This window comes from Bacillus sp. CBEL-1 (genome assembly GCF_004348885.1).
Lineage (GTDB): Bacteria > Bacillota > Bacilli > Bacillales > Bacillaceae_H > Priestia > Priestia aryabhattai_A.
In genome coordinates this window covers 1,671,922-1,696,320 of the sequence record NZ_SBIM01000013.1, presented here as the reverse complement: position 1 = coordinate 1,696,320, position 24,399 = coordinate 1,671,922, and the positions used below count along the sequence as shown (strand labels likewise).

22 protein-coding genes are annotated in these 24,399 nt (G+C 37.1%); 18 read left to right on the top strand and 4 right to left on the bottom strand.

Going from position 1 to position 24,399, the window contains the following annotated elements; all coding sequences use genetic code 11:
- The first annotated feature begins 228 nt into the window (after positions 1-228).
- From EPL02_RS18590 to EPL02_RS18565, 7 genes are all read left to right on the top strand, one after another.
- Positions 229-1,437, top strand: a complete 1,209-nt coding sequence (locus tag EPL02_RS18590) for an argininosuccinate synthase (RefSeq protein WP_131888386.1) — start codon at positions 229-231, stop codon at positions 1,435-1,437.
- Entirely contained in the window at positions 1,434-2,822 is a 1,389-nt protein-coding gene (gene argH / locus EPL02_RS18585) for an argininosuccinate lyase (protein WP_131888385.1), read from the top strand. Before EPL02_RS18590 ends, argH begins: the two co-directional genes overlap by 4 nt.
- Positions 2,823-2,975: 153 nt before the next feature.
- Positions 2,976-3,146, top strand: a complete 171-nt coding sequence (locus tag EPL02_RS21010) for a hypothetical protein (protein WP_165932597.1) — start codon at positions 2,976-2,978, stop codon at positions 3,144-3,146.
- 117 nt (positions 3,147-3,263) lie between these two features.
- The gene (gene ald, locus EPL02_RS18580; RefSeq protein WP_094911887.1) at positions 3,264-4,385 is read left to right on the top strand and encodes an alanine dehydrogenase; all 1,122 of its coding nucleotides are present in this window, start codon (positions 3,264-3,266) and stop codon (positions 4,383-4,385) included.
- 97 nt (positions 4,386-4,482) lie between these two features.
- The gene (locus EPL02_RS18575) at positions 4,483-5,163 is read left to right on the top strand and encodes a metal-dependent hydrolase (protein WP_094911886.1); all 681 of its coding nucleotides are present in this window, start codon (positions 4,483-4,485) and stop codon (positions 5,161-5,163) included.
- A 91-nt stretch (positions 5,164-5,254) separates the two neighbouring features.
- On the top strand, positions 5,255-5,494 hold the full coding sequence (locus tag EPL02_RS18570; protein ID WP_256993359.1) for a hypothetical protein: 240 nt from the start codon (positions 5,255-5,257) through the stop codon (positions 5,492-5,494).
- An 88-nt stretch (positions 5,495-5,582) separates the two neighbouring features.
- On the top strand, positions 5,583-6,899 hold the full coding sequence (locus tag EPL02_RS18565) for a CBS domain-containing protein (protein ID WP_094911885.1): 1,317 nt from the start codon (positions 5,583-5,585) through the stop codon (positions 6,897-6,899).
- 34 nt (positions 6,900-6,933) lie between these two features.
- On the opposite strand, the gene EPL02_RS18560 is transcribed toward EPL02_RS18565, so the two are convergent.
- Positions 6,934-7,233, bottom strand: coding sequence for a YtpI family protein (locus EPL02_RS18560; protein WP_094911884.1), 300 nt, complete (start codon positions 7,231-7,233; stop codon positions 6,934-6,936).
- A 259-nt stretch (positions 7,234-7,492) separates the two neighbouring features.
- Here EPL02_RS18560 and EPL02_RS18555 point away from each other — a divergent pair, with 259 nt between their 5' ends.
- Positions 7,493-8,425: a DHH family phosphoesterase gene (locus EPL02_RS18555; RefSeq protein WP_131888384.1), complete on the top strand. Its 933-nt coding sequence runs from the start codon at positions 7,493-7,495 to the stop codon at positions 8,423-8,425.
- A gap of 38 nt (positions 8,426-8,463) precedes the next feature.
- Here the strand turns inward: EPL02_RS18555 and ytrI are convergent, their stop codons facing one another.
- The gene (ytrI, locus tag EPL02_RS18550) at positions 8,464-8,982 is read right to left on the bottom strand and encodes a sporulation membrane protein YtrI (protein WP_131888383.1); all 519 of its coding nucleotides are present in this window, start codon (positions 8,980-8,982) and stop codon (positions 8,464-8,466) included.
- Positions 8,979-9,314 carry a sporulation membrane protein YtrH gene (gene ytrH, locus EPL02_RS18545; protein ID WP_025907274.1) on the bottom strand — a complete coding sequence of 112 codons (336 nt, stop codon included), beginning with the start codon at positions 9,312-9,314 and terminating at the stop codon, positions 8,979-8,981. The genes ytrI and ytrH overlap by 4 nt, the downstream gene beginning before the upstream one ends.
- A gap of 142 nt (positions 9,315-9,456) precedes the next feature.
- On the opposite strand from ytrH, the gene dnaE reads away from it, so the two are divergent.
- The 7 genes from dnaE to EPL02_RS18510 all read left to right on the top strand — a co-directional run bounded on the left by dnaE (position 9,457) and on the right by EPL02_RS18510 (position 19,743).
- Positions 9,457-12,807 (top strand): DNA polymerase III subunit alpha, encoded by a 3,351-nt coding sequence (gene dnaE / locus EPL02_RS18540; RefSeq protein WP_131888382.1) that lies wholly within the window; start codon positions 9,457-9,459, stop codon positions 12,805-12,807.
- Between the two features lie 177 nt (positions 12,808-12,984).
- Positions 12,985-14,214, top strand: coding sequence for an NADP-dependent malic enzyme (gene ystJ, locus EPL02_RS18535; protein ID WP_131888381.1), 1,230 nt, complete (start codon positions 12,985-12,987; stop codon positions 14,212-14,214).
- Between the two features lie 62 nt (positions 14,215-14,276).
- Positions 14,277-14,891, top strand: coding sequence for a FadR/GntR family transcriptional regulator (locus EPL02_RS18530; RefSeq protein WP_286175491.1), 615 nt, complete (start codon positions 14,277-14,279; stop codon positions 14,889-14,891).
- A gap of 243 nt (positions 14,892-15,134) precedes the next feature.
- Complete coding sequence (gene accD / locus EPL02_RS18525) at positions 15,135-16,022, top strand: acetyl-CoA carboxylase, carboxyltransferase subunit beta (protein ID WP_131888379.1); 888 nt, start codon at positions 15,135-15,137, stop codon at positions 16,020-16,022.
- Positions 16,016-16,993: an acetyl-CoA carboxylase carboxyl transferase subunit alpha gene (accA, locus tag EPL02_RS18520; RefSeq protein ID WP_094911877.1), complete on the top strand. Its 978-nt coding sequence runs from the start codon at positions 16,016-16,018 to the stop codon at positions 16,991-16,993. Before accD ends, accA begins: the two co-directional genes overlap by 7 nt.
- 525 nt (positions 16,994-17,518) lie before the next feature.
- Positions 17,519-19,279 (top strand): pyruvate kinase, encoded by a 1,761-nt coding sequence (gene pyk, locus EPL02_RS18515; protein ID WP_094911876.1) that lies wholly within the window; start codon positions 17,519-17,521, stop codon positions 19,277-19,279.
- A 74-nt stretch (positions 19,280-19,353) separates the two neighbouring features.
- Positions 19,354-19,743: an FxsA family protein gene (locus EPL02_RS18510; protein WP_094911875.1), complete on the top strand. Its 390-nt coding sequence runs from the start codon at positions 19,354-19,356 to the stop codon at positions 19,741-19,743.
- Positions 19,744-19,815: 72 nt separating this feature from the next.
- Here the strand turns inward: EPL02_RS18510 and ytvI are convergent, their stop codons facing one another.
- A complete protein-coding gene (gene ytvI, locus EPL02_RS18505; RefSeq protein WP_094911874.1) occupies positions 19,816-20,925 on the bottom strand; it encodes a sporulation integral membrane protein YtvI in 1,110 nt (369 codons plus the stop codon).
- A gap of 138 nt (positions 20,926-21,063) precedes the next feature.
- Between ytvI and EPL02_RS18500 the strand changes: the two genes are divergently transcribed.
- The 3 genes from EPL02_RS18500 (at position 21,064) to icd (ending at position 24,384) form a co-directional block, all read left to right on the top strand.
- Positions 21,064-21,522, top strand: coding sequence for a DUF441 domain-containing protein (locus EPL02_RS18500; protein ID WP_094911873.1), 459 nt, complete (start codon positions 21,064-21,066; stop codon positions 21,520-21,522).
- Between the two features lie 365 nt (positions 21,523-21,887).
- Positions 21,888-23,006 (top strand): citrate synthase, encoded by a 1,119-nt coding sequence (gene citZ / locus EPL02_RS18495; RefSeq protein ID WP_094911872.1) that lies wholly within the window; start codon positions 21,888-21,890, stop codon positions 23,004-23,006.
- Between the two features lie 91 nt (positions 23,007-23,097).
- Positions 23,098-24,384, top strand: a complete 1,287-nt coding sequence (gene icd, locus EPL02_RS18490; RefSeq protein ID WP_131888378.1) for an NADP-dependent isocitrate dehydrogenase — start codon at positions 23,098-23,100, stop codon at positions 24,382-24,384.
- Positions 24,385-24,399: the final 15 nt, after the last annotated feature.

Below are 24,399 nucleotides of genomic sequence, written 5' to 3'. Positions count from 1 at the left end.
GAAGTAATGAGAAAAATCATGCGTTTTATTACTTTATATATGCAATTTTATTTTACAGTTAGAGCATATTTATCTCATAAAATAAGGTTTCAGAAAGATTATTTGTGAATTTATATACTTTTTTATGAATAAGTATTGAAAAAAACTAATAAAGTTGTTAAAGTAATAGTAGATTAAATGAATAAAAATTTATTGAGATGTATTTATATATATTAGGAGGAAATGTTGATGAGTAATCCGAAAATTGTTCTTGCATATTCAGGTGGTTTAGATACTTCAGTTGCTATTAAATGGTTACAGGAAAAAGGTTATGATGTGGTCGCGTGTTGTTTAGATGTTGGTGAAGGAAAAGATTTAAACTTTATTAAAGAAAAAGCTATTACAGTTGGAGCGGTAGCATCACACGTGATTGATGCAAAAGAAGAGTACGCAAATATTTATGCATTAGCAGCTTTGCAAGCTCACACATTATATGAGGGGAAATATCCATTGGTATCTGCGTTATCAAGACCTCTAATTGCAAAGAAGCTTGTTGAAGTAGCTGAGCAAGAAAATGCAGTAGCCGTGGCGCATGGTTGTACAGGAAAAGGAAATGACCAAGTTCGTTTTGAAGTGTCAATTAAAGCCTTAAATCCAGATTTAGAAGTTATTGCTCCAGTACGTGATTGGAAATGGTCTCGTGAAGAAGAAATTGAGTATGCGAAACAGCATAACATTCCAATTCCAGTTAACTTAGACAGCCCGTTTTCAATTGATCAAAACCTATGGGGAAGAAGTAACGAATGTGGTGTTCTTGAGGATCCTTGGGCTGCTCCACCAGAAGAAGCTTACGATTTAACTGCTGCATTAGAAAATACGCCGGATACTCCTGAAACGGTTGAAATTGAATTTGTTCAAGGCGTACCTGTTTCATTAAATGGCCAATCGTATACGTTAGCTCAGCTTATTCTTGAACTGAACGATATTGCTGGAAAGCACGGAGTTGGACGTATCGACCACGTAGAAAATCGTCTAGTTGGAATTAAGTCACGTGAAGTATATGAGTGTCCAGCTGCGATGACTCTTATTAAAGCTCATAAAGAGTTAGAAGATTTAACACTTGTAAAAGAAGTAGCACACTTCAAACCTATTATCGAGAAAAAACTAACAGAAGTTATTTATGAAGGACTTTGGTTCTCACCGTTAACAAATTCATTACTAGCATTCTTAAAAGATACGCAACAATATGTAAACGGGACAGTACGTGTGAAGCTGTTTAAAGGTCATGCGATTGTGGAAGGGCGTAAGTCTCCAAACTCTCTATATAACGAAAAACTTGCTACGTATACAAAAGAAGATGAATTTGACCATAACGCAGCAGTAGGATTTATCTCTTTATGGGGACTTCCAACAAAAGTTAGCAGCATGGTGAATACTAAGAAGGTGACGACAGTATGACCAAATTGTGGGGAGGACGTTTTACGAAACGTCCTGAACAATGGATTGATGAATTTGGAGCATCCATTTCGTTCGATCAACATTTAGTAGAAGAAGATATTGAAGGTAGTTTAGCTCATGTATCTATGTTAGAAAAGTGCAAGATTCTTTCTAGTGAAGAGGCGAATCAAATTAAAGCAGGGTTACAAACCCTGCTTCAAAAAGCAAAAAATAAAGAGCTTACGTTTTCTGCTCAGTACGAAGATATTCATTTGAATCTAGAAAAGCTCTTAATTGATGAAATCGGTCCTGTAGGTGGAAAACTGCATACAGGTAGAAGTCGTAACGATCAAGTTGCAACTGACATGCATCTATATTTAAAGAAACATGTCCAGCAAATCATCCAGCTAACAAAACATTTACAGCATGTATTAGTTGAAAAAGCTGATCAGCATGTTGAAACGATTTTTCCTGGCTACACTCATCTACAAAGAGCGCAGCCTGTATCGTTTGCTCATCACTTGTTAGCATATGTATCAATGTTTAAGCGTGATTTTGAGCGATTTGAAGAATCGTTAAAACGCATTGATATCTCTCCGCTAGGAGCAGGAGCGCTTGCTGGTACAACATTCCCAATTGACCGTTACTATAGCGCTGAGCTGTTGGGCTTTGCAGATATCTATCAAAACAGTATGGATGCAGTAAGTGATCGTGATTTTATTTTAGAATTTTTGAGCAACAGCTCAATTTTGATGATGCACTTATCTCGTTTCTGTGAAGAGTTAATTTTATGGTCGAGTCAAGAATTCCAGTTTATTGAAATGGATGACACGTATGCCACAGGAAGCAGTATTATGCCACAAAAGAAAAACCCTGATATGGCTGAGCTGATTCGTGGGAAAACGGGAAGAGTTTATGGACACCTGTTTAGCTTATTAACAGTGTTGAAAGGTACGCCTTTAACATACAACAAAGATTTACAAGAAGATAAAGAGGGTATGTTTGATACAGTTACAACGATTGAGGGTTGCTTGACAATCTTTGCTGGAATGATTGAAACTATGACTGTTAAAACAGACGTTATGGAATCATCAACCAAAAAAGATTTTTCTAATGCAACAGAATTAGCAGACTACCTCGCTTCAAAAGGGATGCCGTTCCGTCAAGCTCATGAAGTTGTAGGCAAGCTTGTTCTAGAATGCATTCAGCAAGGGATTTATTTAATGGATTTACCATTAGAAAACTACCAAGCCGCAAGCAATTTGTTTGAGGAAGATATCTATCATGTACTTGACCCAAAAACTGCGGTTAACCGCCGTAATAGTGCGGGTGGTACAGGTTTCGACCAGGTAAGACAAGCAATCTTAAAGGTTAAAGAGGATTTAAAACAAGAAATTAATGCATAAAAAATACGCACTTACTGAAGTGCGTATTTTTTATGCATATTTTTTGTAAAAGCATATAGAGTTACAATCCCATCTACGTCGTGCATAACTCCAACAAGTTAGAAGAAAAATAGTGGGGAATAAAACAACATGTTAGCTAAGGAGAGATTAACAATGAAAGAAAAAAAGAAACCTCAGCACGTTTATGAATATGATCATGAAGGAGAAAAAAAAACGTTTCAACAATTAATGGACTCCTACTCAAGTGGTGTAGTAGGAGATGGTCACATGGCTTCAACATTTGAAAATGTTGAAGATAAAAGTGACAACGAACTATATGAATAAAAAGATGGATAAACTATAGGTAAGGCAAAAACTCCCCACTTTATAAGCATAAGGTGGGGAGCTTATTTTACATATCATTCATATGATAAATAAACAATGAATTAAGGAGTGACAATCGTGAAAATAGGTGTTCCAAAAGAAATTAAAAACAATGAGAATCGCGTTGCTATTACACCAGCTGGCGTGACGGCATTTACAAATGCCGGTCATGAGGTATGGGTTGAAAAAAATGCCGGTGAAGGGTCTGGATTTACGAATGAACAGTATGTAGAAGCTGGAGCAACCATTGTTGAAACAGCTCACGATGCGTGGAGTGCAGAAATGGTTATGAAAGTAAAAGAACCATTGCAAGAAGAGTACAATTATTTTCGTGAAGGGTTAATTTTATTTACGTATTTGCACCTTGCTGCTGAAGAAGCATTAACAAAAGCATTGATTGAAAAGAAAGTAGTAGGTATTGCCTATGAAACTGTGCAGCTACCGAATCGTACGCTTCCTCTTTTGACACCAATGAGTGAAGTAGCTGGAAGGATGTCTTCGCAGATTGGCGCACAATTTTTAGAAAAAACAAAAGGTGGCAAAGGAGTGTTACTAAGTGGTGTGCCCGGTGTTCAACGAGGAAAAGTGACAATCATTGGTGGCGGAGTTGCGGGAACAAATGCTGCGAAAATTGCTGTTGGTCTAGGAGCAAATGTAACCATTATTGATTTAAGCGCAGAGCGACTTCGACAACTAGACGACTTATTTGGCAAGGAAATTACAACATTAATGTCAAATCACTATAACATTGCAGAATCTGTGAAGGATTCAGATTTAGTAATTGGAGCAGTATTAATTCCAGGTGCCAAAGCTCCAAAATTAGTTACAACTTCCATGATTAAAACAATGTCTCCTGGCTCAGTTGTCGTAGACATTGCTATTGACCAAGGTGGAATTTTTGAAACAACAGATCGTATTACGACACATGATAACCCAACGTATGAAAAGCACGGTGTTTTACATTATGCGGTAGCTAATATGCCTGGAGCTGTTCCTCGTACTTCAACCATGGCTTTAACGAACGTGACTGTTCCTTATGCACTTCAAATTGCAACCCTAGGATATAAAAAAGCATGTTTGAAAAATCCGCCGTTACTTCAAGGAATTAATACATTAAACGGCTTTGTAACATATGCAGCGGTAGCTGATGCACATGGATTAACATACTCTGATGCTACAACATTGTTAGAGCAAGCATAACCGATTTATAATAAAAAGAACGTACCCTTTCTGTTTAAAGTAGTATAGAAAGGGTATGAACTAGTTAATTAGTGATAATGACAAAGGAGAGGTTATTATGCACATTTCGTATCATGGACATTCGGTTGTGAAAATTGAAACGCAAGGGAAAACGATTTTAATTGACCCATTCATTACTGGGAATGGTCAAACGGATTTAAATGCAGACGATGTACAGGCAGACTATATCTTACTAACCCACGGTCATAATGATCACGTAGGAGATACAGTTGCTATTGCCAAACGAACAAATGCGCAAGTAATTGCTATTGCTGAACTCGCTACATATTTAGGTTGGAAAGGTTTAAACGTTCATCCAATGAGCATTGGCGGAGCTTATACGTTTGAATTCGGTAAAGTTAAACTTACACAAGCTTTCCATGGATCAAGCTATACGGAAGAAGACAACAAGCAAATTGTTTACACGGGTATGCCAGCCGGTTTATTACTAACAATTGAAGGAAAAACTATTTATCATGCGGGCGACACGGCCCTTTATTCCGATATGAAGTTATTAAGCGATTACCATCCAGATGTAGCGTTTTTGCCGATTGGCGATAACTTTACAATGGGGCCAGAGGATGCAGCAGTTGCAGCTTCATGGATTAATGCCAAACTAGTCGTTCCAATCCATTACAATACATTCCCTGTTATTAAACAAGATCCTCATGAGTTCGTTCAATCCTTAAAAGGAATTGAAGGAAAAGTTTTAAATCCTGGAGAAGGTTTAGAGTTATAAGAGAAAAAGCAAGACGGTGCAATTTTAATGTGCATCGTCTTTTTTTGGGTGTACAAGCATACTATGTAAATAAAAAAGGGGGAATGTATTGGTGTTAAAGCGAAATAGAGCGCTTTTATATTTGTTGCTGTGTGGCCTTATGCTTTATTATGTAAAGCCCTATATTGTCATAAGCATAGATAGTCTTCAAGGGATTTTTAGCCTTGCTTGGTTAGGGTTAGCACTGCTAGTTGTAGGTGGTAATGTATCAGCACTTTTATACGCGAAAAAAGAAGAGCAAAAAAAGCTTTTGCAACAAAAACTTCGCAAGCCAACTCGTCAAAGAGGATGAGATTGAATCCCGCTCCTTCCACCTTTATAATAAAAAGAAAAGAGTAAAGCGCCGAGTACGTCCGGTGCTTTAGAAGGGTGAAGTACATTTGGCGACAAAACATGAACAGATACTACACTATATTGACTCGTTACCAATTGGTGAGAAAATATCAGTTAGGCAGATTGCAAAAGAGCTGACGGTAAGCGAAGGTACTGCTTATCGAGCTATTAAAGATGCAGAAAATAAAGGGTACGTTTCTACAATAGAGCGTGTTGGGACCATTCGAATTGAGCGTAAGAAAAAAGAAAATATTGAAAAACTTACGTTTGCCGAAGTTGTAAATATTGTAGATGGACAAGTGTTAGGCGGACGAGAAGGGTTATATAAAACGCTTAACAAATTTGTTATAGGGGCAATGAAGCTGGATGCCATGATGAGATATACAGAAGCAGGCAACCTTTTAATTGTTGGAAACCGAGTAAATGCACATGAACTAGCTTTAGAAGCCGGAGCAGCTGTTTTAATTACAGGAGGATTTGATACGGAAGAGTGGGTGAAAAAGCTCGCAGATGACTTGAAACTTCCGATTATTTCTACAAGTTATGATACGTTTACTGTTGCAACCATGATTAACCGTGCCATCTACGACCAACTAATTAAAAAGGAAATTGTACTGGTTGAAGATATCTTAACGCCAGCTGAAGAAGCTGTTAGTCTAAAGCTTAATGATACAATTGCCACGTGGCATAATCTTAACACAAAAACGCATCACAGTCGTTTTCCGGTAGTGGATGATCAGATGAAAGTTCACGGGATGGTGACTTCTAAAGATGTCATTGGTTATGATGTGCAAACCCCTATTGAGAAGGTAATGACCAAAAATCCAATGACGGTACATGGTAAAACGTCGGTGGCATCTTCTGCTCATATGATGGTTTGGGAAGGTATTGAAGTTCTACCTGTAGTTGATGATTCTCACCATTTAGAAGGAATTATCAGTCGACAAGATGTCTTAAAAGCACTTCAGATGATTCAAAGACAGCCTCAGGTTGGTGAAACAATTGATGATATTGTCACTAATCAATTCATCGATGTAAAAGATACAAAAGCGGAACCATTCTATCGTTGTGAAGTGACACCGCAAATGACAAACTATATGGGAACTATTTCGTACGGTGTATTTACAACGATTGTAACAGAAGCGGCAAATCGAGCACTTCGTTCATTTAAAAAAGGTGACTTAGTTATTGAGAATATTACCATCTATTTCATTAAACCTGTACAAATTGACAGCATTGTTGAAATTCGACCAAAAGTATTAGAATTGGGACGAAAGTTTGGAAAGGTAGATGTTGAAGTATATAATGAGGGCGTCGTTGTCGGTAAAGCAATGCTAATGGCACAGCTCTTAGAACGTGTATGAAAAAAAGTGTGCACTCATTTAGTGCACACTTTTTTCATGAAGACGTTTGAGCTTCTTTTGTAGCAAGAGGAAGATAATACTTATATGCGCGAATACCTGTAATAATACTTCCGAGACCAAATAAAGCAAAGATGATACCGATAATGAGAGACGTTGTAGTTGCATAAATAAACCATTGGTTAATTCCAAAAAAAAGTACAAAAGCTCCGAGTGAAATGCTCGATTTTGCAGAAATCCATTTGCGCTCAATAGGACGTTTGGAGCGGACATACTTAACTTTTAAATAGAAATAAAAGACAAATGAAATGACAATTAAAATGGCGAGAATAGGCATTAATTCATTCAGCTCCTTTTAAAGATAATGACTTATCGGTGGTAAAATATCTAAAAAATTTCGGCTTCATAGCACTGAATGCGTTTTCTTTAAGCTGTATGTAACAGACTACTTATTCTTATTCTATCGATAGATGCCAGAAAATTCTAGTATTAATTAATTCTGCTTTTAAACTTCTAGCTATCTATGATTTAATAGAACTAGCTATTAGGTTTGGTACATAAATAGTTTGCTAATTTATCGATGGGAGTGCTGCTAGATGAAAACACAAATTTTAGATGCAATTAAAAGTTTCGATACAATTATTATTCACCGTCATGTAAGACCAGATCCTGACGCATATGGTTCTCAATGTGGGTTAGCAGAGCTTTTAAAAACATCTTTTCCGGAAAAAAATATTTACGTAACAGGAAAAGAAGCGGAATCTCTTAAGTTTTTATATCAAATGGATGATGTTGCTGATGATTTGTATGAAAATGCACTCGTTATTGTATGTGATACAGCCAATCAAGAACGAATCTGTGATCAGCGATATGCAAAAGGGAAAATGTTAATTAAAATTGATCACCACCCGAATGAAGACAAGTACGGAGATTTACTATGGGTGGATACAGAAGCATGTTCAACAAGCGAAATGATCTATGAATTTTTCCTTCATGGTAAAGAGGATGGACTTATGTTAAATGATCGCGGTGCCAAGTTAATCTTTAGTGGAATCGTAGGAGATACGGGGCGCTTTTTATTTCCAAGCACAAAGCCTAAGACTTTCCGCTATGCAAGCGATTTGATTCAATATGATTTTGAGTTCAAAAATGTTTATGATGAGATGTATAAAACAAAAGAAAACGTAGCACATTTGCACGGTTACGTACTGCAAAACTTCTCCCTATCGGAGTCGGGAGTTGGATATATGAGAATACCAAAAGAAATTCTTGAAAAATATAATGTAACACCAGCAGATGCATCACAGCTAGTTAGTTCGTTAGGGCATATTGAAGGTATAAAGGTATGGGTATTCTTTGTGGAAGAAGAAGATCAAATTCGAGTAAGGTTAAGATCAAAAGGGCCGGTTATCAACACAATTGCTCGTAAGTATAAAGGAGGAGGTCATCCACTTGCAGCTGGTGCTTCCATTTATTCTTGGGATGAGGTTCAGCCACTGCTGCAAGATTTAGAAGCACTATTTCAGTAAATGTTTAAGCAGGCGTACATTCTCTTAGTACGCCTGTTTTACATAACTTTTTCTACTTTCTTTATGCGAATTTCAATTGACAAAGTGGTGTAAAAGTAAATTTGATGCACTTCGACTTCATAAATCATTTTATCGAATTCATATTTTTTATTTTCGATTGCTTTTTTTAATACGTTTCGTGCGTCATACGCACTCTCAATATCTTGAGCAATTAAATGCAATGCTTCCTCTTCAACGCTAGCTTGAAGATGGTAAGAAGTGAGAGAGCCTAATTTGTATTGCTTCGTATTTGTTAAATTTACTTTTACCTCTTGAATTAAAATGTTTTTTTTCATTTTTTTATTTAATTCTCGCACATCCTCTTGCCAAATTAGGCTGTTTTTTTCTGCTGTTTCTAGCTGCTGTTCAAGCTGCACTAATGATTTTGTTTGTTCATGCTGTAGCTCACCATAAATAATTAAAAAAACGCCCCAGCTAACAATGGCACCGATAACTAATCCAGCGAAAAAACGTTCTAAATCTGACCGCTTATATAGACGTTTATTTGGGACTCTCATAAACCTAAGCTCTCTTGAGTTAACCATTTAATAATTAGTGCCCCTGTTTGAGCACCACCCATCGCTGAAAGTATTAACAAGATTTGTTTTACAACATCTTTAGTAGCACCTTCAAATAAGCCACGTTCAAAACTATAGAACGTATCAAAGGTGCCTCCAATTGCTCCCACAATCGCCCAGATTTTTAAACTGTTACTTAAAGTATACATGATATGAAATGGAGATTTACCAATTAAAAATCCTGCAAACGAACCAATTAAAGCACCGCCAAGAATAATACCTAATGAAGTGAAATAGCTCCAAATAAACAATGACATAAAGGGCTCTTTCATCTTTTCCCTCCTTTTATACATTTTCTATCATTTCTGCTGTAATTCATGTATATGGACAAACAAAACAAGTTATGTGATTTGTATGGAAGAACAACAAAATTTATAATGGATATAAATACATAAAAAGAAGGTGGGAAGACTCGTGCCTTTTGTTCATCTACAATTAAAAAGTGCATATAGCATCTTAAATAGTACAGTTCGAATTACGCAGCTAGTCGAACGCGCAAAAGCATTAGATTATAAAGCTGTTGCTCTAACGGATGAAAACGTGATGTACGGAGCTATCCCTTTTTATAAAGAGTGCAAAAAAGCCGGTATAAAGCCAATCATAGGTTTGACTTTACATGTGCTAAAGCAAGAAGATGAATCGTTTTCTTATCCGCTTGTTTTACTTGCTCAGAATGAGAAGGGTTATGAAAATCTAGTGAAGTTGAGCAGTCTTGTTCAAACAAAAGAAAAGAACGGTGTGAAAAAAAAGTGGCTCCCTCATTATAAAGAAGGCATAATTGCTTTTACGCCTGGATTATCAGGAGAAATTGAATCGCTTGTTTTAGATAATAAGCTAGACGAAGCGAGACAAACCATGGCATTCTTTAAACACATATACGGAGAAGAAAGCTTTTATGTGTCTCTTCAACGCCACGGAAATCAAGAGCAGGCTGTAAATGAGGAGCTTCGTAACTTAGCTAAAGAATTGAATGTGAAGTTACTAGCTACTAATGACGTAAAATACCTTGTTCAAGAAGATTATGAGGCCTATGAATGCCTAACTGCTATAGGTGAGGGTAGTATGCTTCAAAGTCTGATAGAAGAGGATTCTGATAAGAAAGAATACTACTTTAAAACACAGTCTCAAATGGAGAGCCTGTATACAGATGTTCTTTCCGCTGTCTATGAAACAAATCGTGTAGCCGAACGGTGCAACCTGGAGCTTTCACTTGGTAAAATGATGATTCCATCCTATCCAATCCCAAATAGTGAGGATACGGCGGATAGCTATTTACAGAAGCAGTGTCAAGCAGGGTTGAAGAAGCGTTTAGGCACAGTACCCCCTGAATATGCAGCACGACTAGATTATGAACTTAGTGTTATTCAAGAGATGAAGTTTAGCAATTACTTTCTAATTGTGTGGGATTTTATGCAGTATGCGCATCAAAATGGAATTATTACAGGTCCGGGACGTGGCTCAGCAGCAGGTTCTTTAGTTGCTTATACGTTAGAAATTACCAATGTTGATCCAATTAAGCATCATTTATTATTCGAGCGGTTTCTAAATCCTGAACGAATCTCAATGCCCGATATTGATATTGATTTTCCAGATAATAAGCGTGACCAAGTTATTCAATATGTTGCTGAAAAATATGGTCAAATTCATGTGGCTCAAATTATCACGTTTGGAACATTGGCTGCTAAAGCTGCCATTCGAGATGTTGGAAAAGTTATAGGAATAGATAAAGAAGAACTGTCCATTATTTCAAAACTGTTACCATCTAAGCCAGGAGTCATGCTACAACAAGCGGTTGTACAATCTAAGCCTTTCCGTGAGTATATTCAAACTACGCCGACTAGACAAAAGCTTTTACAATTAGCGATGCAAGTAGAGGGGCTTCCGAGACATACGTCTACTCACGCTGCAGGCGTTGTTATTAGCGACAAACCGTTGACATCGTATACGCCTATTCAAGATGGTCAGCATAATGTGTACCTCACTCAGTATCCAATGGAAGCACTGCAGGATATCGGCTTACTTAAAATGGACTTTCTAGGTCTTCGTAACTTAACGTTAATTGATTATATTCTTGCAAAAGTGGAGCGAGATACAGGGAAAAAGCAGAAACTATCAGATATCCCTATGCAAGATGCTAAGACGTTTCAGCTTTTAGCAAGTGGTGATACAACTGGAATCTTTCAGCTAGAATCAGACGGCATGCGTAAAGTATTAAAAGAGTTACAACCAACGGAACTAGAAGATATTGTAGCAGTCAATGCTTTGTATCGTCCTGGACCGATGGAACATATTCCAACGTATATTAAAAGAAAGCACGGCTTAGAAAGGGTTACGTATGTTCATGATGTACTAAGACCAATTTTACAAACCACGTATGGAGTTATTGTTTATCAAGAGCAAATTATGCAAATTGCTTCGCAAATGGCAGGATTCTCACTAGGTGAAGCTGACCTTTTAAGGCGCGCCGTCAGTAAAAAAGAAAGTACGACGCTCCAGAAAGAGAGAAAGCATTTTGTTGAAGGAAGTAAACTGCAGGGGTATAGCGAAGAAGTCTCAGACCAAGTTTATAATTTAATTGTTAAGTTTGCTAACTATGGATTTAACAGAAGTCATGCCGTTGCATATAGCTTTATTACTTATTACTTGGCCTATTTAAAAGCACATTACCCTCTTCAATTTTTTGCAGTTTTATTAACCAGTGCGATTGGAAATCAATCAAAAAGTGAGCAATATATTCAAGAAATGAGAAAAAGAAAGATTGCTCTTTTACCGCCATCTATCAATCGAAGCGCGTTTGCTTTCAATGTAGAAAAGAAACAGATTCGCTTTAGCTTAGGAGCAATTAAATATGTAGGTGGAACAGTGGTTCAAGAGGTACTTAATGAGAGAAAGAATAAACCATTTGAGGATCTATTTGACTTTTGTATGCGCGTATCGACGAAGGTTGTAAATAAAAAAATTCTTGAAATGCTGATTAACGCTGGTTGTTTCGACGAGTTTGGTGAAAACCGCGCCACTCTTATTGAAACGATAGACGTGGCATTCGAGCACGCACAGCTGGTTGATCCACAAGATGATTTTGGCATGGAGTTTTCCCTCAAGCCAAAGTACATTATAGTAGATGAATTCAGCGAACAAGAAATCCTAGAACGTGAAAGAGAAGCAGTAGGCTTCTATTTATCAAATCATCCAACTTCTCAGCATGAAAGGTTAATGGAAGCTCATTCTACAACCTCACTATGCGATATTGCAAACTGTAAAAGTGGTACACAAGTTTCAGTTATTGGACTTATCTCAAGTGAACGCGTCATTCGTACCAAACAAGGTGAACAAATGGCTTTTATTGCAATTAGTGATGAAACAGGCGATGCGGATGCAGTAGTGTTTCCGAGAAGCTACGAAAAATACAAACAGCTGTTAAGTATTGGACAAATTGTATTGATTACAGGCAAGGTGGATATTCGAACAAATAAACAACAAATTGTTGCACAAGAAGTTTATTTAGCAAAGGAACTTGAAGAAGAGCTGCCGAAACAAGAAGTATATTTAAGGATAAAGTCATCAGCTCAAAGTGATAAAGTAATTCGTAGTATTTATAAAAAAATTAACAGTGCTAAAGGAAATGTACCAGTTCTGGTGTACTATGAGTTAGAGAAGCGATTATTACGCTTACCGTCGGACTATTTTATTTCACTAGAAAGTGATATCGTTACACAGTTTAAAGACCTATTAGGAGATGAAAATGTCGCTGTAAAAACGCTATAGTCTTTACAGATTGTAGATGATGTTATATTGTAAAGAAGTTAAAAAAAAAGTGGTCTGACCACTGTTACTTAATTTTACATTTACTTAGATGCAATGAAATTGAGCGCTTAACGCTTAACTGCATCGTTTCTATTTTAATAGCTATATGTATACTTATATCGAATGAGGAGTGAGCTCATGTCTTTACGCGAAGAAGCACTGCATATGCACCGTATCAATAAAGGAAAGTTAGAATCTAAATCGAAAATCCCTGTTCGAAATGCTCAGGACTTAAGCCTAGCTTATTCACCTGGAGTAGCTGAACCTTGTAAAGAAATTTATGATGATGTGAATAATGTGTATGAGTATACAATGAAAGGGAATATGGTCGCAGTGGTATCTGACGGAACTGCGGTTTTAGGATTAGGAAATATTGGTCCGGAAGCAGCTTTACCCGTAATGGAAGGTAAAGCAGTATTATTTAAAAGCTTTGCCGGGGTCGATGCGTTTCCTATCTGCTTAAAGACCACAGATATTGACCAGATTGTAGAGACAGTAAAGCTATTAGAACCAACATTCGGTGGAGTAAACCTAGAGGATATTGCGGCACCAAATTGTTTTGAAATTGAGGAACGCTTAAAAAAAGAAACCAATATTCCTATTTTTCATGACGATCAGCACGGAACTGCAATTGTAACGGTAGCTGGCTTGGTAAATGCATTGAAATTAGCAAATAAAAAGATGTCAGAAGTGAAGGTAGTAGCCAACGGTGCTGGAGCCGCGGGAATTGCCATCATTAAATTATTGCATCGCTACGGCGTGCGCGACATTATTATGTGTGACTCAAAAGGTCCAGTTTATGAAGGTAGATCGTTTGGAATGAATAAAATAAAAGACGAGGTAGCCGCTTATACCAATCGTCAAAAAGTAACGGGCACTTTAGAAGATGCACTTGCTGACGCAGATGTGTTTATTGGTGTATCTGTCGAAGGGGCTCTAACAAAAGAGATGATTCAAAAAATGAATGAGGATCCGATTGTTTTTGCAATGGCCAATCCAATGCCTGAAATTATGCCGGACGATGCAAAGAGTGCAGGTGTCAAGGTAATTGGGACAGGAAGATCTGATTTTCCTAACCAGGTGAATAACGTACTGGCGTTTCCTGGTATATTTCGCGGTGCCCTAGATGTACGAGCTACTCATATTAATGAGCAGATGAAAATTGCTGCGGTAGAAGCAATTGCAAGTCTTATCTCATCAGAAGATTTACATGAAGATTATGTTATTCCAGCACCATTTGATCCTAGAGTTGCACCAGCAGTAGCAGCTGCTGTGGCGAAGGCAGCGATGGAAACAGGTGTTGCGAGGTTACAGGTTGATCCAGATGATATTGCATTAAAAACGCAGCGTTTGGCTATCATTGAATAAAGTAAGATAGCGAAAAAAATGTGTGGATACTAAGCGGATAAGGTGAGTGAAAAAATAGGTTGATGAATGAACGTTCAAAAGTTTATGTAGAAATCTTAAAGCAAATTCGGCAATTGATGCAGTCTAATCAGCTGCAAACAGGAGATAAAATTCCGTCAGAGCGAGAGTTAGCAGAGCGACTAAATGCCGGTCGCTCTTCTGTGCGTGAAGCACTTCGAGCATTGGAGTTGCTAGGCCTTATCGAAACACGAAGGGGCGAAGGCACGTTTATTAAAGAAGTAGGCGATCATCAGCTTATCGACATTTTAGCAACGTTTCTCTTACATGATAGCAAGCCAAAAGAAGACTTAATCGAAACAAAATATATGTTAGAAAAAGCATGCTTAGAATCCATACTACAAAATAATAAAAGTATTGTTGATCAGCTAGATAATAAAACCCTAACAATTAAGCATCTATTTGAGCAGCTATTTCGGCTTCAAAATAATCGATTGTTACAGCGAATTTGGTTAATTGTTAGTAACTTTTACTATACATTTCAACAGTCAACAACGATGCAAAATCAAGCCCAAATCGCGTTATTAATTCATGCTATTAAACATGGAAACGAGCATGATGTTTTTACAATTCATAAGGGGTGGTATCATCCTTTTGATGATTCAAAAAATGTCGAATAGCACGTTGCATGTTTCTACACAAAATGTACAAATTTTCTTGTAAAGTAAATATCAACTAGTACACAAAATGAAGAATTATGAGTCTATTCATACTTCATGGTCTGTTGTCACCGATTGTGTAACCTATTTTTGAATAATAGGTGATAAACGCTCTATTGGTTTCAGACTGATGCTTATTATATGGTAAGCAAAGGATACGAAGACGGATTCTTTTAGATAAAAGAATCAAAAGGAGGTTACACTTTGTTAAGAGATCTATTTACTAAAAATACAAAGAATACAAAGAATACAAAGAAGAGAAAGTATGCTTCAGTTCCATCAGAACACCTAAAACAAGATGTACCTGAAGGAATTATGACAAAATGTAAAAAATGCAAAAAAATCATGTACACGAAAGAACTTAATAAAAATCTAAAAGTGTGCTTAAACTGTGGGCATCATCATCAAATGACTGCTCAAGAAAGAATTAGTAGCTTAATTGATGAAGGCACGTTTATTGAATATGATCGTACAATGCGCTCTCAAAACCCTCTAGAATTTCCGGATTACGTTGAAAAATTGGAGAAAGATCGTGAAAAAACAGGGCTTAGTGAGGCTATCGTAACGGGTGAAGGCAATATTAATGGTTTAAAAGTAGTCGTCGCTGTTATGGATTCACATTTTAGAATGGGAAGCATGGGATCTGTTGTAGGTGAAAAAATTACAAGAGCTATCGAAAAAGCAAAAGATTTAGGCGTACCGTTTCTTATTTTTACAGCATCAGGTGGAGCTAGAATGCAAGAAGGTATCTTAAGTTTAATGCAAATGGCTAAGACAAGCTCAGCGTTAAAAATGTATAGTGATAAAGGTGGACTCATTATTTCAATTATGACGCACCCTACAACGGGAGGCGTATCTGCTAGTTTTGCTTCGCTAGGAGATTACAACTTAGCAGAGCCCGGTGCTTTAATCGGTTTTGCAGGTCGAAGAATTATTGAGCAAACGATTCGAGAAGAATTACCAGAGGACTTCCAAACAGCAGAATTTTTATTAAAACACGGACAATTAGATGCGGTTGTGGCGCGTCATAACTTAAAAGAAACGCTCACAAATATTTTAGACATTCATGTAGGAGGTGACGTACAGTGGTAAGTGAATTAGAATTTGAACGCCCAATTGTGGAGTTGCGTAATAAAATTGCAGAGTTAAAAGAGTTTGCAACAAACACGGATGTTGATTTATCAACAGAGATTGAAAAGCTAGAAAAGCGTTTGGAAAAAGTAGAAAAAGATATTTATAATCACTTAAGCCCATGGAATCGTGTACAGATTGCGCGTCATCCTGAACGTCCAACTACGCTTGATTATATCTCAAGATTGTTTACTAATTTTTTAGAGTGCCATGGTGATCGTTATTACGGTGATGATGAAGCTATCGTGGGAGGCATTGCGAAGTTTCAAGGTGTACCTGTTACGGTCATTGGACATCAGCGCGGTAAAGATACGAAAGAGAATATCCGTCGCAATTTTGGAATGCCACATCCTGAGGGCTATCGTAAAGCGTTACGTTTAATGAAGCAGGCTGAAAAGTTTAACAGACCAATTATTTGCTTTATTGATACAAAAGGTGCTTACCCAGGAAAAGCAGCGGAAGAAAGAGGACAAAGCGAAGCCATCGCAAAAAATCTTTTTGAAATGGCTGGCTTAACTGTACCTATCGTTTGTATTGTTATTGGAGAAGGAGGAAGCGGAGGAGCATTAGGACTTGGTGTAGGAAACCATCTTCATATGCTTGAAAACTCCACGTACTCAGTTATATCTCCAGAAGGTGCTGCTGCGTTATTATGGAAAGATGCAACGCTTGCTAAGCAAGCAGCAGAAACAATGAAAATTACCGCGCCTGATTTAAAAGAACTAGGTATTGTGGATGAGGTTGTGGAAGAGGTTAAAGGTGGAGCTCATCGTAATATTGATGAACAAGCAAGTTACATGGAAGCGGCGATTCGTAGCTCTTTACAAGAATTAACAAAACTCACAAAAGAGCAATTAGTTGAAGAGCGTTATGAAAAATACAAAAAAATTGGACAATTTTCAGCTGAAACCGATGCCATCGGTGTAAAATAAACAATAAAGCATCCTCTATTTTGATAGGGGGTGCATTTTCTCGTTTCTACAATAGCTCTTCTCTATTGTGTTTCATAGTTCTTCATGGTATTTTATAGACAGCAAAACCCTATAGGATTCTTAAGAAGAAGCCTGCATTTTCCTTCAATGGATTTAAAAGACATTGTTATAGGGAAAGCAACTCGCTTCTTTTATTGTAATGCCTAAAACCAATTTTATAGGCATGCTTGTCAAATAGACGGGAATAGTAAAATCATTAGATAAACCAAGTTAATTGTAATGAAAAATCAACTCGTTAAGCGTAAAAATTATGCTATGAGTATACAATACATCATGTGTTGTGATAGTCTATTTACTGCTTACATAATAGTTTTTTCTTTGGTTTCAGTGAGCATATCATTGCCTGACTAAACTACATATTGCTGTTAGAGTTTAAAGTAAAAAGTAATTAGGCCAGTGACTTTGAGTGCAAAGTTTGTATTAATTGAGAAGCTTGGTTATACCACTATATAGGAGGAAGATAGAATGCGTAAAACAAAAATTGTAGGTACTATTGGTCCAGCAAGTGAGAGTGTAGAAAAGTTAGTTGAACTATTTAACTCTGGTTTAAATGTTTGTCGTTTAAACTTTTCACATGGTGATTTCGAAGAGCACGGTGCACGTATTGTTAACATTCGTGAAGCTGCTCAAAAGACAGGAAAAACAATTGGAATCTTACTTGATACAAAAGGTCCTGAAATCCGTACAAATACAATGGAAAATGGTGCAATCGATTTAGAAGAAGGTTCTGAGATCATCGTGTCTATGAAAGAAGTAGTAGGGACAACTGAAAAATTCTCAGTTACGTATCCTGGTCTAGTCGACGATGTACACCCAGGTTCTAAAATTCTTTTAGATGATGGTTTAATTGGACTTGAAGTATTAGAAGTTAATAAAGCTGCTGGTGAAATCAAAACAAAAGTATTGAACCCAGGTACTTTGAAAAATAAAAAAGGTGTTAACGTACCAAACGTAAGTGTAAACTTACCAGGTATCACAGAAAAAGACGCAAACGACATTGTGTTTGGAATCGAGCAAGGTCTTGACTTCATTGCTGCCTCTTTCGTTCGTCGTGCGTCAGATGTATTAGAAATTCGTGAGCTGTTAGAAAAACATAATGCTACACACATTCAAATCATTTCAAAAATTGAGAACCAAGAAGGTGTCGATAACATCGACGAAATTCTTGAGGTGTCTGATGGTTTAATGGTTGCTCGTGGTGACTTAGGAGTAGAAATTCCTGCTGAAGAAGTACCATTAGTACAAAAAGATTTAATCAGAAAATGTAATGAGCTTGGTAAACCTGTTATCACTGCAACACAAATGCTTGATTCTATGCAACGTAATCCACGTCCAACTCGTGCAGAGGCAAGTGACGTAGCGAACGCAATCTTTGATGGTACAGATGCAATTATGCTATCAGGTGAAACTGCTGCTGGTTCTTATCCAATTGAAGCTGTTCAAACAATGCATTCGATTGCATCACGTGCAGAACAAGCACTTAACTACCGTGAAATTCTACAACAACGTAGTAAGCAAGTTGGTACATCAATTACAGATTCAATTGGTCAATCTGTAGGGCATACTGCACTTAACCTAAATGCAAGTGCAATCGTTGCTCCAACTGAAAGTGGATATACGGCAAAAATCGTTTCAAAATATCGTCCGCAATCTCCAATCGTAGCGGTAGCAGCAAACGATTCAGTAGCTCGTCGCTTAGCTTTAGTATGGGGCGTTACACCAGTTGTAGGTGAGCGTTGCACAAATATTGATGACATGTTAGAGCATGCTGTAAACGACGCTGTGAAAACGGGTATTGTATCACATGGTGATCTAGTTGTTATTACAGCTGGTGTACCTGTTGGAGAATCTGGTGCTACAAACCTAATGAAAGTACAAGTTGTAGGAGATGTGCTAGCAAAGGGTCAAGGAATCGGACGTAAGTCAGCAGTTGGCCAAGTAGTTGTAGCGAAAAGCGCAGCTGAAGCAAATGAAAAGATGACAGAAGGTGCAATTTTAGTTACAAACAGTACAGACCGCGACATGATTAGTGCAGTTGAAAAAGCAAGTGCATTAATCACAGAAGAAGGTGGCTTAACAAGCCATGCAGCTGTTGTAGGACTAAGCTTAAGCATTCCTGTCATTGTAGGCGTAGAAGGCGCAACAGCAACGTTCCAAGATGGACAAGATATTACAGTGGATTCAGCTCGTGGCGTTGTATATAACGGGCATGCAAGCGTTCTGTAAGTCATAAATAATTTATAAAGGAGAAGGTTTTTTACCTTCTCTTTTTCTATAGTCAGATAGAAGGAGAGTTGACGGTGAAATTTCTCGTTCCAATTTTAATTATTATTCCTGCTATCGAAATTACGTTATTGCTAACAGTAAGTTCAAAAATTGGTATTTTACCAACGTTTTTCTTAATTTTAGCAACAGGAATATTAGGGGCTTATTTAGCAAAGAAGCAAGGTGTAAAGACCTTACAGAGAGCAAGTCAGCAAATGAATTCTGGGCAAGTTCCTGGCGATGCAATTGTAGATGGACTTTGTATTTTAATTGGTGGACTTTTATTATTGACGCCAGGCTTCTTTACCGATACAACGGGTTTTTTATTACTTATTCCGACAACAAGAAAATTTATCAAGCCAACTGTTATGAAGCTGTTTCAACGACTATTTCAAAACCGTAGCCGTTTTACAATTATTCGTTAATAATGAAAATTATAGCGTTAATTAAAAAAGAGTGTGCTGTCAATGAGAGAACTGTTCTCATGAAGCACACTTTTATTTTGCCATAATAAAGTTTTTGATATCGTGAAATATGCCGGCTGAATAGAGCGTACGAATAATAACTAGTAAGATAGGCCCGACAATTAATCCAAGAAAACCAATTAATTTAAAGCCGACAAACAAAGCAACTAAAGTAGCTAAAGGATCTAATCCAATACTAGATGATAGAATTTTCGGTTCCATAATTTGGCGTTGTACGATAACAACCAAGTATAAAACAGATAAACCAACAGCAAAGGAAATATTTCCAGTTGTAAACGCATAAATAATCCAAGGTACGAAAATGAGTCCAGTTCCTAAATAAGGTAATAAATCTACAAAGCCGATAAGTAAAGCGATGGTAATTGAATAATCGACTCGTAAAATGAGCAGACCAATAAGAACAATAATTGTTGTAATGGAAATAAGCGTGAGCTGAGCTTGGATAAATCCAAAGAGTGCTTTTTTTAGCTCTCCTACTACAGCTTCACTACTCTGTTTTACTTTTGGTGATAAAAAGCTTTTACTAAATGTAAGAAAACGATTCCAGTCTTTACTAATAAAGAAGGTAGCAAGTAAAGAAAAAATAACAACAGTTGCGATATTAGGGAGCCATCCGAGAAAAGTTGGAATGGCTTGTAAAAGTCGTTGTACAAAATCTCCTACATTTGTTGTAATACTACTGCCGACATTTTGAATATTTGTTAAAATAGTTTCTTGTTGATTATGGTTTAAACTGTTAAACATGGAAGCGATTTGGTTATAAAGAGGAATCAGTTTGCTGGCAATGAAATTTTCAATGTATACGATGACGGCTTCAAAATTATTTGGAACGACTTTTGCTAGATAGGTTGTACCAGCTATTATTTCAGTTACTAAGAGCGTAATTGAGCCTGCTAGAATGGAAAAAATAAGCATGATTGAAATGAGAACAGCAATGTAGCGTTTACACTTTAACTTACGCTCAAAAAAGTTTACGATTGGGTTCATGAAGAGTGCAATGATAAAGGCAATGATGAATGGATAAAGCAGCGTTGAAAGGTAATAAGCGACTAGAAACGTGACGGTTAAACCAGTCAATAAAATCACGGTGCGTAAAAAGCGAATCCAATAGATCTTAGGCAAGTAGTTAACAACCTCCTTTAAAAGTGGTTTTGTTAGTATTTTACAACTTTTATGAAAGAGTGAAAAGAAAAAAGTGAGGTTTTCACTAGAAAATAAAGTTCAAATAAGTATCAAAGTAATGAAAGGAAGGGGAAACAAATGTTTTCACAGCCAGTTATGTTTTTAGCTATTTTATTCGTTATAGGATTAATTGCAAAAAATCAGTCGTTAATCATAGCAGTAGGTTTCTTATTAGTTATTAAATTAATAGGTCTAGACGGTAAAGTATTCCCTTACTTACAGTCTAAAGGAATCAATCTAGGGGTAACCGTTATTACAGTTGCGGTATTAGTACCGATTGCAACAGGTGATATTGGTTTTAAACAATTGGGAGAAGCTATCAAATCCTCATATGCATGGGTAGCATTAGCTGCTGGAATCCTAGTGGCAATTATTGCTAAATATGGACTGACTTTATTGTCGGAAGATCCTCATATCACAACGGCTCTTGTATTTGGTACAATCCTAGCTGTGGCGCTATTCCAAGGAGTTGCAGTAGGACCTCTGATTGGTGCTGGAATTGCCTATTTATTTATTAAAATTACAGAGTTATTTTAGTAGAAATTTTTTTATAATAACAATTTTTTTAAAATTTATTTACTCTTTTCATTCACAAAAGTCAGATAATTGTTTATAATATAGTTTGAAGCCGCATCTCATTACATACAATTGTATGGTATAACGTATACGATAAAACAACTAAAAAAGCATACTAGATAGCATATTTTCTTTATGTTATTTAGCAATACGAAAATGTAAGCATTTTCTTTTTTTATCAGGGTCTTAAGAAAACCCTATGAGAAACGATGCGCTTCTATAGAAATGTCTTATGTGATGTGGAATTGAGCCAGCGCTCAATTAATTTATTTTCGTATGTACAATAGGGTGTATGGGGAAATCTTTTCTGTAAAGGAGATGGGAATATGACTGCGACTCGAGGTTTAGAGGGAGTTGTTGCGACAACTTCAGCGGTAAGCTCCATTATTGACGACACGCTAACTTATCGTGGTTACAATATTGATGATTTAGCAGACTATGCTACATTTGAAGAAGTAGTTTATTTGCTTTGGCATGGAAAATTACCAAATAAAGAAGAGTTATCTATTTTTTCTAGGTTACTAGCAGAGAATGCTAAATTACCTCATGAAGTATTAGATCATTTCAAAACATATCCAATCAAAGATGTTCATCCAATGGCAGCTTTAAGAACAGCCGTGTCACTAATTGGTCTGTACGATCCAGAAGCAGACCTAATGGATGAAGAAGCTAATTATCGTAAGGCAGTTCGCCTACAAGCCAAATTACCAACAATTGTAACAGCCTTTTCACGCATTCGAAAAGGAATGGATCCAATTGAACCGAACGAAAACTATAGCATTGCTGCTAACTTCTTGTACATGTTAACGGGTAATGAACCGACTGACATTGAAGTTGAAGCATTTAATAAAGCACTTGTCTTACACGCTGACCATGAACTAAATGCATCGACATTTACCGCTCGTGTCTGTGTAGCAACTCTTTCAGATATTTATTCCGGCATTACAGCAGCAATCGGAGCCCTAAAAGGTCCTCTTCATGGTGGTGCAAATGAAGCTGTTATGAAAATGCTATCTGATATTGAAACGGTAGAAAATGCAGAGCCTTATATTCGCAGTAAGTTAGCAAATAAAGAGAAGATTATGGGCTTTGGTCACCGTGTGTATCAGCAAGGAGATCCACGTGCTAAACATTTGAGGGAGATGTCTGAGAAGCTTACAAAACAAGCTGGAGACGCTACTCTTTATGAAATGTCTGTAAAGATTGAAGAAATTGTTACAAGTGAGAAGAAGCTGCCACCAAACGTAGACTTCTATTCTGCTTCTGTCTATCACAGCTTAGGAATTGATCATGATTTGTTTACACCAATCTTTGCGGTAAGCCGTGTATCAGGTTGGGTAGCGCATATTTTAGAACAGTATTCAAACAATCGATTAATTCGTCCACGTGCCGATTATATCGGTGAAGGAAAACAAGCGTATATCCCGATTGAGCAAAGAGATTAACTTTTATGTGAGAAAGTGCTCAGCGTGAGTTGAGCACTTTATAATAAGCTACTAAGCTAATAAGCTTTAAAACTTCAAGGGGGTTATTTTTATGACAAACGGACAAAAAATTACGGTAACAAACGGAGTGTTAAATGTACCTAACAACCCAGTAATTCCATATATCGAAGGAGACGGAATTGGTCCAGATATTTGGGCAGCAGCATCTCGTGTATTAGAAGCAGCTGTTGAAAAAGCATATGACGGCGAAAAAGAAATTGTTTGGAAAGAAGTATTAGCAGGGGAGAAAGCATTTAACGAAACTGGCGAGTGGTTACCAGCTGAAACATTAGATGTTATTCGTGAGTACATAATCGCGATTAAGGGACCATTAACAACGCCAGTAGGTGGTGGAATCCGTTCACTAAACGTTGCTTTACGTCAAGAGTTAGATCTATTTACTTGCTTACGTCCAGTGCGTTATTTCGAAGGTGTTCCATCACCAATTAAACGTCCAGAAGATACGGATATGGTTATCTTCCGTGAAAATACAGAAGATATCTATGCTGGTATTGAGTATGCAAAAGGTTCTGAAGAAGTTCAAAAGTTAATCAACTTCTTACAAACTGAAATGGGTGTTAACAAAATCCGCTTCCCTGAAACATCAGGTATTGGTATTAAACCAGTATCATCTGAGGGTACAGAGCGCTTAGTACGCGGAGCAATTAACTATGCAATCGAGCACGGTCGTAAGTCTGTAACCCTTGTTCATAAAGGGAACATCATGAAGTTTACTGAAGGTGCCTTCAAAAACTGGGGTTATGAACTAGCTGAAAAAGAATTCGGCGATAAAGTATTTACTTGGGCTCAATATGACCGCATCGTTGAAAAAGACGGAAAAGACGCTGCAAATAAAGCACAAGCAGAAGCAGAAGCTGCTGGAAAAATTATCGTAAAAGATTCAATTGCAGATATCTTCTTACAACAAATTTTAACACGCCCTCGTGAATTTGATGTAGTTGCAACAATGAACTTAAACGGTGATTACATTTCGGATGCTTTAGCTGCACAAGTAGGTGGAATTGGTATTGCACCAGGTGCCAACATTAACTATGAAACTGGACATGCAATCTTTGAAGCAACACATGGTACTGCTCCTAAGTATGCGGGTCTAGACAAAGTAAATCCTTCATCTGTATTATTATCAGGTGTGTTAATGCTAGAGCATTTAGGTTGGACTGAAGCAGCTGCGCTTGTAATGGAATCAATGGAAAAAACAATTGCTTCTCAAGTAGTAACATATGATTTTGCTCGTTTAATGGATGGAGCAAAAGAAGTAAAATGCTCTGAATTTGCAGATGAGTTAATTAAAAACTTAGGAAATCAAGTAACAGTATAATAGTAAAAGAGAACG

Excerpts from the sequence above, each read along its gene's own strand:
- EPL02_RS18590 (WP_131888386.1), top strand. The coding sequence starts at position 229 with ATGAGTAATCCGAAAATTGTTCTTGCATATTCAGGTGGTTTAGATACT.
- argH (WP_131888385.1), top strand. The coding sequence starts at position 1,434 with ATGACCAAATTGTGGGGAGGACGTTTTACGAAACGTCCTGAACAATGG.
- EPL02_RS21010 (WP_165932597.1), top strand. The coding sequence starts at position 2,976 with ATGAAAGAAAAAAAGAAACCTCAGCACGTTTATGAATATGATCATGAA.
- EPL02_RS18575 (WP_094911886.1), top strand. The coding sequence starts at position 4,483 with ATGCACATTTCGTATCATGGACATTCGGTTGTGAAAATTGAAACGCAA.
- EPL02_RS18560 (WP_094911884.1), bottom strand. The coding sequence starts at position 7,233 with ATGCCTATTCTCGCCATTTTAATTGTCATTTCATTTGTCTTTTATTTC.
- EPL02_RS18555 (WP_131888384.1), top strand. The coding sequence starts at position 7,493 with ATGAAAACACAAATTTTAGATGCAATTAAAAGTTTCGATACAATTATT.
- ytrI (WP_131888383.1), bottom strand. The coding sequence starts at position 8,982 with ATGAGAGTCCCAAATAAACGTCTATATAAGCGGTCAGATTTAGAACGT.
- ytrH (WP_025907274.1), bottom strand. The coding sequence starts at position 9,314 with ATGAAAGAGCCCTTTATGTCATTGTTTATTTGGAGCTATTTCACTTCA.
- ystJ (WP_131888381.1), top strand. The coding sequence starts at position 12,985 with ATGTCTTTACGCGAAGAAGCACTGCATATGCACCGTATCAATAAAGGA.
- EPL02_RS18530 (WP_286175491.1), top strand. The coding sequence starts at position 14,277 with ATGAATGAACGTTCAAAAGTTTATGTAGAAATCTTAAAGCAAATTCGG.
- pyk (WP_094911876.1), top strand. The coding sequence starts at position 17,519 with ATGCGTAAAACAAAAATTGTAGGTACTATTGGTCCAGCAAGTGAGAGT.
- EPL02_RS18500 (WP_094911873.1), top strand. The coding sequence starts at position 21,064 with ATGTTTTCACAGCCAGTTATGTTTTTAGCTATTTTATTCGTTATAGGA.
- citZ (WP_094911872.1), top strand. The coding sequence starts at position 21,888 with ATGACTGCGACTCGAGGTTTAGAGGGAGTTGTTGCGACAACTTCAGCG.
- icd (WP_131888378.1), top strand. The coding sequence starts at position 23,098 with ATGACAAACGGACAAAAAATTACGGTAACAAACGGAGTGTTAAATGTA.